The sequence below is a fragment of the Cellulomonas phragmiteti genome, from assembly GCF_016862775.1.
Lineage (GTDB): Bacteria > Actinomycetota > Actinomycetes > Actinomycetales > Cellulomonadaceae > Cellulomonas > Cellulomonas phragmiteti.
This window is the reverse complement of sequence record NZ_BONP01000002.1, coordinates 303,480-312,141: the sequence shown is the minus strand read 5'-3', so window position 1 is coordinate 312,141 and position 8,662 is coordinate 303,480. Positions and strand designations below refer to the sequence as shown.

General features: G+C 73.2%; 9 protein-coding genes. 7 read left to right on the top strand and 2 right to left on the bottom strand.

The window, feature by feature from the left end; all coding sequences use genetic code 11:
- Nucleotides 1-112: 112 nt before the first annotated feature.
- Nucleotides 113-853 carry a phosphoglyceromutase gene (locus Cph01nite_RS03240; protein WP_203671069.1) on the top strand — a complete coding sequence of 247 codons (741 nt, stop codon included), beginning with the start codon at nucleotides 113-115 and terminating at the stop codon, nucleotides 851-853.
- 108 nt (nucleotides 854-961) lie between these two features.
- Here Cph01nite_RS03240 and phoU read toward each other — a convergent pair whose 3' ends face one another.
- A complete protein-coding gene (gene phoU / locus Cph01nite_RS03235; protein ID WP_203671067.1) occupies nucleotides 962-1,636 on the bottom strand; it encodes a phosphate signaling complex protein PhoU in 675 nt (224 codons plus the stop codon).
- A 156-nt stretch (nucleotides 1,637-1,792) separates the two neighbouring features.
- Between phoU and Cph01nite_RS03230 the strand changes: the two genes are divergently transcribed.
- The 6 genes from Cph01nite_RS03230 to pstB all read left to right on the top strand — a co-directional run bounded on the left by Cph01nite_RS03230 (nucleotide 1,793) and on the right by pstB (nucleotide 7,996).
- Complete coding sequence (locus Cph01nite_RS03230; protein WP_203671101.1) at nucleotides 1,793-3,013, top strand: sensor histidine kinase; 1,221 nt, start codon at nucleotides 1,793-1,795, stop codon at nucleotides 3,011-3,013.
- A complete protein-coding gene (locus Cph01nite_RS03225; protein WP_203671065.1) occupies nucleotides 3,010-3,720 on the top strand; it encodes a response regulator in 711 nt (236 codons plus the stop codon). Before Cph01nite_RS03230 ends, Cph01nite_RS03225 begins: the two co-directional genes overlap by 4 nt.
- Before the next feature lie 185 nt (nucleotides 3,721-3,905).
- Entirely contained in the window at nucleotides 3,906-5,006 is a 1,101-nt protein-coding gene (gene pstS, locus Cph01nite_RS03220; RefSeq protein ID WP_203671063.1) for a phosphate ABC transporter substrate-binding protein PstS, read from the top strand.
- 74 nt (nucleotides 5,007-5,080) lie between these two features.
- Nucleotides 5,081-6,085 carry a phosphate ABC transporter permease subunit PstC gene (pstC, locus tag Cph01nite_RS03215; protein ID WP_203671061.1) on the top strand — a complete coding sequence of 335 codons (1,005 nt, stop codon included), beginning with the start codon at nucleotides 5,081-5,083 and terminating at the stop codon, nucleotides 6,083-6,085.
- A complete protein-coding gene (gene pstA / locus Cph01nite_RS03210; protein WP_203671059.1) occupies nucleotides 6,085-7,179 on the top strand; it encodes a phosphate ABC transporter permease PstA in 1,095 nt (364 codons plus the stop codon). The genes pstC and pstA overlap by 1 nt, the downstream gene beginning before the upstream one ends.
- Nucleotides 7,180-7,216: 37 nt before the next feature.
- Nucleotides 7,217-7,996: a phosphate ABC transporter ATP-binding protein PstB gene (pstB, locus tag Cph01nite_RS03205; protein WP_203671057.1), complete on the top strand. Its 780-nt coding sequence runs from the start codon at nucleotides 7,217-7,219 to the stop codon at nucleotides 7,994-7,996.
- Between the two features lie 70 nt (nucleotides 7,997-8,066).
- Here pstB and Cph01nite_RS03200 read toward each other — a convergent pair whose 3' ends face one another.
- Nucleotides 8,067-8,648 (bottom strand): hypothetical protein, encoded by a 582-nt coding sequence (locus Cph01nite_RS03200; protein WP_203671055.1) that lies wholly within the window; start codon nucleotides 8,646-8,648, stop codon nucleotides 8,067-8,069.
- Nucleotides 8,649-8,662 lie beyond the last annotated feature (14 nt).

The window sequence follows — 8,662 nt, the reverse complement described above, 5'->3', positions numbered from 1 at the left end:
GGGGGGGGGGGAGGGGGTGCGGCGGCTGGATTGCTCTCTCGCGCCCGGGGGTGGTGGGACCGGGGGACGGACGTCCCTGCGGGTCCGCCGGGGCTGCGGCAGGATGGCTCCCATGACCTACACCCTCGTGCTGCTCCGCCACGGCGAGAGCGAGTGGAACGCGAAGAACCTGTTCACCGGCTGGGTCGACGTGCCCCTGTCCGAGAAGGGCATCGAGGAGGCCAAGCGCGGCGGCACCCTGCTGACCGACGCGGGCGTGCTCCCGGACGTCGTGCACACGTCGCTGCTGCGCCGGGCGATCACGACCGCCAACCTCGCGCTCGACGCCGCGGACCGCCACTGGATCCCCGTGAAGCGCTCGTGGCGCCTCAACGAGCGCCACTACGGCGCCCTGCAGGGCAAGAACAAGAAGCAGACGCTCGACGAGTACGGCGAGGAGCAGTTCATGCTCTGGCGCCGGTCGTACGACGTGCCGCCGCCGGAGATCGAGCTCGGCACCGAGTTCTCGCAGGACACCGACCCGCGCTACGCCGGCGAGCCGATCCCGCGCACCGAGGCGCTCGCGCAGGTCCTCGACCGCGCGCTGCCCTACTGGGACGCCGAGATCGTGCCGGACCTCAAGGCCGGCAAGGTCGTCCTGGTCGCCGCGCACGGCAACTCGATCCGCTCGATCGTCAAGTACCTCGACGACGTCGACGAGCAGACCATCGCCGGCATCAACATCCCCACCGGCATCCCGCTGCTCTACGAGCTCGACGAGGAGACGCTCAAGCCCACGACGCCCGGCGGCACGTACCTCGACCCCGAGGCGGCCAAAGCCGCGATCGCGGCCGTCGCCAACCAGGGGCGCTGACCCCGCGCGGCACGCACGACGACGAGAGGCGCCCGTCCCCTCCCCGGGACGGGCGCCTCTCGCGTGTGCGGTGCCGCAGCGGGCACCGCGGTCGGTGGGTGCGCCGGCTCAGCCGCCGCGGACCGCGGTCGGGTCGAGCGCGTCGGCGACGTCGCCCGTGACCAGGTAGACCATGCGGCGGGCCACGGACACGCCGTGGTCACCGAACCGCTCGTAGTACCGGCCGAGCAGCGTGACGTCGACCGTCTCCTGGGTCGACCGCTCCCAGGACCCCGACAGCATCGACGTGAAGGTGCTCGCGTGGAGCTCGTCGAGCAGGTCGTCGTCCTGCTCGATCGACTCGGCGAGCGCCATGTCGCGCGTGCTGAGCAGCGTGGTGACACGTCGCGCGACGCGCACGGCGGCGTCCTGCATCTGCGTGAACGTCGTCTCCATCCCCGACGGGACGGCCACGACGGGGTACCGGGCGCGCGCCACCTGGGCGACGTGCCGGGCGAGGTCGCCCATCCGCTCGAGCGACGCGCTCATCCGCAGCGCCGACACGACGATCCGCAGGTCGGTCGCGACGGGCTGCTGCTGGGCGAGGAGACGGACGCACCGGTCGTCCAGGTCGCGCTCCAGCGCGTCGATCGCGAGATCGTCGGCGATCACGGACTCGGCGAGCTGGAGGTCCGCGGTGTGCAGCGCGATGCCGGCGCTGCTCATGGCCTGCTCGACCCGGCCGCTCATCGCGACCAGGCCCTGGCCGAGCTGGGTGAGCTCGGCCTCGAAGATGTCCCGCATGTGCTCCCTCTCTCGGACGTTGCCGGGGCCACGGTCGCACGTGGCGGTGAACGACCGCTACCCGGCAGGTGAACACGTGGCGGCTTTTCGGCGTCCCGGGCGGACGACGGAACGGTGCCCGTCTCCCCCCGGCCTAGTGTGGACGACGTGGAGTGGATGCTAGATGCCGTGCCCCTGGCGGCCGGGCTCATCGGGGTGCTCGTGGGCGCTGTCGCCGTCGGGGCGTTCCGCTGGAGCGAGCGGGTGCAGCACACGGTGCCGCCGCAGCCGGACCCCGAGCTGGAGGACGGCCTGGTCCGCACGCTCGCCGTCCTGCGCTCCGCGGCGGTCGTGCTCGACGCCGACGACCGGGTCGTGCGCGCGAGCCCGCCCGCGCACGCGCTCGGCGTGGTCCGCGACGGGCGGCTGGTGCACGCCTCGATGCGCGACCTGGTGGCGGACGTCCGACGGGACGGCGTGATCCGTGACGAGGAGCTCGACGTGGCGCGCGGCCCCGTCGGGTCCTCGCGCCTGCTGCTGCAGGTGCGCGTCGCGCAGGTCACGCCCGAGCACCTTCTGGTGCTGGCGGAGGACCTCACGCAGGCGCGCCGGCTCGAGGCGATCCGCCGGGACTTCGTCGTGAACGTGTCGCACGAGCTCAAGACGCCGGTGGGCGCGCTGTCGCTGCTGGCCGAGACCGTCCAGGACGCGGCCGACGACCCGGAGGCCGTCCGCCGGTTCAGCGGGCGCATGCGTGCCGAGGCGGCGCGGCTGTCGGCGCTGGTCCACGAGATCATCGAGCTGTCCCGCCTGCAGGTCGCCGGCGCGCTCGAGGACGCCGCCGTCGTCGAGGTCGACGACGTCGTGGCGGAGGCCGTCGACCGTGCGCGCACGACGGCGGACGCCAAGGCGGTCCGGCTGGTGGCTGGCGGTGACCGGGGGCTCGTGGTCGTCGGTGACCACAACCTGCTCGTCACGGCGGTGCGCAACCTGCTCGACAACGCGGTGGCCTACTCGCCCGAGGGCACCCGCGTGAACGTGGGGGTCCGGCGCCGCGAGGACCTCGTGGAGATCGCGGTCGTCGACGAGGGCATCGGCATCGCCGCCGCCGACCAGGAGCGCGTGTTCGAGCGGTTCTACCGCGTGGATCCCGCGCGGTCGCGCGACACGGGTGGCACCGGTCTGGGACTGTCCATCGTCAAGCACGTCGCCGCGGACCACGGCGGCGACGTGTCCGTGTGGTCCCAGCCGGGTCGCGGCTCGACGTTCACGCTGCGGCTGCCCCTGGCCGCCGCCCCGGCCCGCCCGGCCCCCGCCCCCGCGGCCCCCGCCGCGACCGACCTCGTCCCCCCGCACCGGCCGGCCCCGGCCACGACCCCCACCAGGAGCACCACGTGACCCGCATCCTGCTCGTCGACGACGAGGAGTCCTACCGGGACCCGCTGTCCTACCAGCTGGCGCGCGAGGGGTACGACGTCGTGACGGCCGCGACGGGGCCGGAGGCGCTCGACCGGTTCGCCGAGCTCGGGGCGGACCTGGTCCTGCTCGACCTCATGCTGCCGGGGTTGCCGGGCACCGAGGTGTGCCGGCGGATCCGCCTGGAGTCCGACGTGCCGGTGATCATGCTGACCGCCAAGGACGACGAGATCGACAAGGTCGTGGGGCTCGAGCTCGGCGCCGACGACTACGTGACCAAGCCGTACTCCTCGCGCGAGCTGCTGGCACGGATCCGCGCGGTGCTGCGCCGCCGCGAGACCAGCGGCCGGTCGGCACCTGCCGAGAGCGACGACGACGCGACCCTCGAGGTCGGCAACGTGCGCATGGACGTCGACCGGCACACGGTGCACGTCGACGGCGCGCTCGTGCCGTTCCCGCTCAAGGAGTTCGAGCTCCTGGAGATGCTCATGCGCAACCCCGACCGCGTGCTGACCCGTGGCCAGCTCATCGACCGCGTGTGGGGCTCGGACTACGTGGGGGACACCAAGACGCTCGACGTCCACGTCAAGCGGATCCGCGCGAAGATCGAGCCGGACCCGTCCGCCCCGACGCTCCTGACGACCGTCCGCGGGCTCGGCTACAAGCTCTCGGACGGCGCCGGGGAGTGACCGACGCCACCTGCCCGTCACCGTGAGGTCAGGCGGATGGCCACACATCGTCACCTGATCGTCGTCTGGTCGACCAGCGTTCACCTTCCGTTCACCTGAGTCGGCCGGTCCGGTCACCTTGCCTCCCTAGCGTCGGCCGCGGCCGCGCACCGACCGGTGCGCCGGGACCGACAGGACGGGACAGCGTGACGTTCACCCCCCACCGCGGGCGACGGGCCGCGGCGCTCACGGGCGTGCTCGCGCTGACGCTCGCCGCGTGCAGCGCCGGCCCTGCGACCGGGGACGCGTCCGGCGGGCTGGGCGGGTCGCTCGCCGGCGCGGGCGCCACCTCGCAGGAGCGTGCGGTCATCGGCTGGATCGCGGGCTTCTACGACCTCGAGCCCGGCGTCACGGTCAGCTACGACGCCGTCGGCTCGGGCGGCGGCCGCGAGCAGTTCCTCGCGGGTGCCGTGCAGTTCGCCGGCTCCGACGCCGCCCTCAAGGAGGACGAGCTCGAGCAGGCGCACGAGCGCTGCGAGGGCGGCGAGGCCGTCGAGCTGCCGCTCTACATCAGCCCCATGGCCGTGGTCTACAACCTCCCCGACCTCGACGCGGAGCACCTGCAGCTGTCCGCCGCGACGGTGGCGCGGATCTTCAACCGCGACATCACGACGTGGGACGACCCGGAGATCGCCGCGGAGAACCCCGGGGTCGACCTGCCGTCGCTGCGCATCATCCCCGTGAACCGCTCCGACGAGTCCGGCACGACCGAGAACTTCACGGAGTACCTCGAGGACGCGTCCGGCGGCGCCTGGCCGCACGAGGCCTCGGGCAGCTGGCCGCTGTCCGGCGGGCAGTCCGGCAACGGCAACCAGGGCGTGCTCGACACCGTCGAGGGCGCGCAGGGTGCCGTGGGCTACGTCGACGCGTCACGCGCGGGCGACCTCGGGACAGTCGCGCTGAAGGTCGGCGAGGAGTACGTGCCGTACTCCTCGCAGGCCGCCGCGGCCGTCGTGGACGCCTCCCCGCGTGCCGAGGACGCCACCGACACGCGTCTCGTCGTCGAGATCGACCGCGACACCACGGCGCCCGGCGCCTACCCGCTCGTCCTCATCTCCTACTCGCTCGCGTGCTCGAGGTACGCCAGAGTGGGGGACGCCACGAACGTCAAGGCGTACCTGTCCTACGTCGCCAGCCCGCAGGGCCAGGCGCGCGCCGCCGATCCCGCGGTCGCCGGTGCCGCGCCGATCTCCGATGCCCTGCGGGCCGAGGTCCAGGCGGCGATCGACTCGATCACCGCAGGCTGAGCGGCCGCGTCCCCGCGCACCTGCGCCCCCGTCCCGCTCGCCCCCAGCCCGTCCCCACCACCCCCGGAGCTCTCGTGCCCGTCACCACCACCCCGCCGCGCGGGGTCCCCGACCCCGCGCCGTCCCGCGCGGACGCGGGCGCCGCGGTGCGTGCCGCGTCGACCGGCCGGGTCGCGAGCAGGGTCTTCGCCGGGCTGTCCACGGGCGCCGGCCTGCTCATCCTGGTCACCCTCGCCGCGGTCGCCGCGTTCCTGCTCATCCGGGCCTGGCCCGCCCTGAGCGCGTCGCCCGAGGAACTCGAGACTGTCTCGTGGTTCACCGGCGGGTCGGTCGCGGAGTACGTCGCGCCCCTCGTCTTCGGCACCCTGCTCGCCTCGGTGCTGGCGCTCCTGCTGGCCGTGCCGGTGTCCATCGGCATCGCCCTGTTCATCTCGCACTACGCACCGCGGCGGCTGGCCCAGGGCCTCGGGTACCTCATCGACCTGCTGGCCGCGATCCCGTCGGTCGTCTACGGGCTGTGGGGCGCGCTGTGGCTGATCGGGCAGCTGGACCCGGTGTTCACCTGGCTGTCGTCGACGCTGGGGTTCGTCCCGCTCGTCGCGGACTACCAGGCACCGGCCAAGAACATCATGTCGGCGTCGGTGGTCCTGGCGGTGATGATCCTGCCGATCATCACCGCCGTCTCGCGCGAGGTGTTCCTGCAGACGCCGCGCCTGCACGAGGAGGCGTCGCTGGCCCTGGGGGCCACCCGCTGGGAGATGGTTCGCCAGGCCGTCCTGCCGTTCGGCCGCTCCGGGGTGATCAGCGCGTCCATGCTCGGCCTGGGGCGCGCGCTGGGGGAGACGATGGCCGTCCTCATGGTGATCTCGCCCGGGTTCCTGTTCTCGTTCTTCCTGCTGCGACCCGGGCAGCACCAGACGATCGCCGCCAACATCGCCTCCAAGTTCCCCGAGTCCAGCGGGCTGGGCGTCAGCGTCCTCATCGCGACGGGGCTGGCGCTGTTCGTCATCACCTTCGTGGTCAACCTCGCGGCGCGCTGGATCATCGCCCGACGCGCTGAGTACTCGGGAGCCAACTGATGACCGCCGCCGCCCCGGCCCCCACGCCGACCCCCACCCCGTCCCCGACGTCGTCGCTGCTCGCGAGCGACGCGTACCGCCGCCTGCCCCGGTGGAGCACGTGGGCGTTCGCCTCCGGGTCCCTCGTGGTGGCGTTCCTCGTCCTGCTCGTCGCGGGCGGAGGGTTGCCCGGGGTCGCCGGCGTCGTCGCGCTCGGCGCCGCGCTGTTCGTCCTCTCCTCCGGTGTGACGTCGCGCGTCGTCGAGGGGCCGCGCCGTGCCGCCGACCGCCTCGCCACGACCCTGGTCACGGGGGCGTTCCTGCTCGCGCTGATCCCGCTGGTGTCGCTCCTGCTGCTGGTGGTGACCCGCGGCGCGGGGGCGTTCAGCTGGACGTTCCTCACGACCGACATGCTCGGGATCTTCGGCGACATGAGCGAGGGCGGCATCCAGCACGCGATCGTCGGGACGCTGCTCATCACGGCCGCCGCCGCGGCGATCTCGGTGCCCGTGGGGCTGCTCACCGCGATCTACCTCGTGGAGTACGGGCGCGGTCCGCTGGCGCGCGGCATCACGTTCCTCGTGGACGTCATGACCGGGATCCCCTCGATCGTCGCCGGCCTGTTCGCCTTCGCGCTGTTCACGCTGCTCCTGGGCCCGGCGTTCCGTGCCGGCATCATGGGCGCCGTGGCGCTGGCGCTGCTCATGACGCCGGTCGTCATCCGGTCGGTCGAGGAGATGCTGCGGCTGGTGCCCAACGAGCTGCGCGAGGCGGCCTACGCGCTCGGCGTGCCGAAGTGGCTGACGATCATCAAGGTCGTCCTGCGCACGGCGGTGGCCGGCATCGTCACCGGTGTCATGCTGTCGGTGGCGCGGGTCATCGGCGAGACCGCGCCGCTGCTGCTGACCGTGGGCATGGTGACGCGCGTCAACTGGGACCTGTTCGACGGCCGCATGGCCACGCTGCCGGTGTTCGCGTACCGCCAGTACGAGTCCGGCGGCGCCGGCATCGACCGGGCCTGGGCGGCCGCCCTCACCCTCATCCTCATCGTCATGATCCTCAACCTCGTGGCCCGGCTCATCAGCCGCTGGTTCGCCCCGCGGGGCGCCCGCTGACCGCGGGCCCGCACCGACCGAAGGAGGGCTCGCGCCCATGTCCAAGCGCATCGACGTCGCCGACCTCGACGTCTACTACGGCGACTTCCTCGCCGTCGAGGGCGTCACGATGGCCATCGAGCCCCGGCAGGCGACCGCGCTGATCGGTCCGTCGGGCTGCGGCAAGTCGACGTTCCTGCGGACCCTCAACCGCATGCACGAGGTCATCCCCGGCGCCCGCGTGACGGGCAAGGCGCTCATGGACGGCCAGGACCTCTACGGCGCGGACGTCGACCCGGTCACCGTGCGCCGTCAGATCGGCATGGTGTTCCAGCGCCCCAACCCGTTCCCGACGATGTCCATCGCGGACAACGTGCTGGCCGGCGTCCGGCTGAACAACCGCCGCATGCCGAAGGACGCGCAGCAGGATCTCATCGAGCAGTCCCTGCGCGGTGCGAACCTGTGGAACGAGGTCAAGGACCGCCTCGCGCTGCCCGGGTCGAGCCTCTCGGGCGGGCAGCAGCAGCGGCTGTGCATCGCGCGTGCCATCGCCGTCAAGCCGCAGGTCCTGCTCATGGACGAGCCCTGCTCGGCGCTCGACCCGATCTCGACGCTCGCGATCGAGGACCTCATCGCCGAGCTCAAGAGCGACTACACGATCGTCATCGTCACCCACAACATGCAGCAGGCGGCGCGGGTGTCCGACCGGACCGCGTTCTTCAACATCGCGGGCACCGGCAAGCCCGGCCGGCTCATCGAGATGGACGACACCGCGACGATGTTCTCCTCGCCGCGCGAGCAGGCCACGGAGGACTACATCTCGGGCCGGTTCGGCTGACGTCGACCTCCCGACGCGCCAGGGGCCGACCACCCGCCGGGTGGTCGGCCCCTCGCACGTGCGGACGGTGTCAGTCCTCCTGCGTCTCCTCGCCCTCGGGCGCGGACGCGTCCCGGGTGGCGGCGGGGGACGGGGTCGCGGCGGCGCCCTCGGTGACGGCCTCCAGCAGCGGGGCGTACTCGGGCAGCGTGCCGTCGAGCACGGGGATGCGCAGCTCGACGGTGCCGCCGCCGGACGTGGTGATCGTGACGGACGTCAGACCGCCCGGCGCGGTGTCGACGGCCGCGACGGGCACGTCGGTGGTCGCGTAGCGCGCGGGGCCGTCGGTGACGCCCAGCAGCACGCTGGAGCCGCCGGCGACGGCGATCTCGACGGGCTCGCCCCCGGCCACGGTCAGCGTGACCTCCTCGTCGTCCGCGGAGCGGTTGGTCAGCGCGCCGCTGAGCGCTCCCGGCTCGCCCTCGCCGGCGGAGACGACCAGCAGGTTGAGGGCGCGCACACCGCCCACGGAGACGCCGGCACCGTCGGACGCGTCGTACTCCCCGAGCGTCGTGATCGGGTTGGTCGCCGAGCAGCCGGTCAGGGCGAGCGCGGCGGCGGCGACCAGGCCGGCGACGGCGGCCCGGGAGGGACGGGGGCGGAGGCGGGTCACGAAGGGCTCCTGCT